The 450-nt window shown below is 65.6% G+C and carries 1 protein-coding gene; it reads left to right on the top strand.

Translation table 11 applies throughout. The features are described 5' to 3' along the window. A partial coding sequence (gene tnpC, locus CWO89_RS45195; RefSeq protein ID WP_130584484.1) for an IS66 family transposase occupies positions 1-450 on the top strand: 450 nt, incomplete at both ends.

A 450-nucleotide genomic window follows, 5' to 3' on the forward strand; every position in this document is an offset into this window, starting at 1 on the left:
TGCCCATGCTGCGGCGACAGCCGATTGCGCAAGATTGGCGAGGACGTGACCGAGACGCTGGAGCTCGTTCCGCGCCAGTGGAAGGTGATCCAGCACGTGCGCGAGAAGCTCGTCTGCCGGGCCTGCGAAGCGATCACCCAGCCGCCGGCTCCCTCGCATCCGATTGCGCGCGGTCGTGCAGGGCCCAAGCTGCTTGCCCATGTTCTGTTCGCCAAGTACGGCCTGCACCTGCCGCTTCATCGTCAGAGCGACGTCTACCAGCGTGAAGGCATCGATCTCGACGTATCGACGCTCGCGGACTGGGTAGGTGCCTCCGCGGCAACCCTGATGCCTTTGGTCGATGTGATCCGGAGCCACGTCTTCGCAGCCGAGCGCATCCACGCGGATGACACCACGGTGCCAGTCCTGGCCAAGGGCAAGACCCGGACCGGTCGGCTCTGGACCTACGTG

Origin of the sequence: Bradyrhizobium sp. Leo170, from assembly GCF_004296405.1 — a bacterium.
Classification (GTDB): domain Bacteria; phylum Pseudomonadota; class Alphaproteobacteria; order Rhizobiales; family Xanthobacteraceae; genus Bradyrhizobium.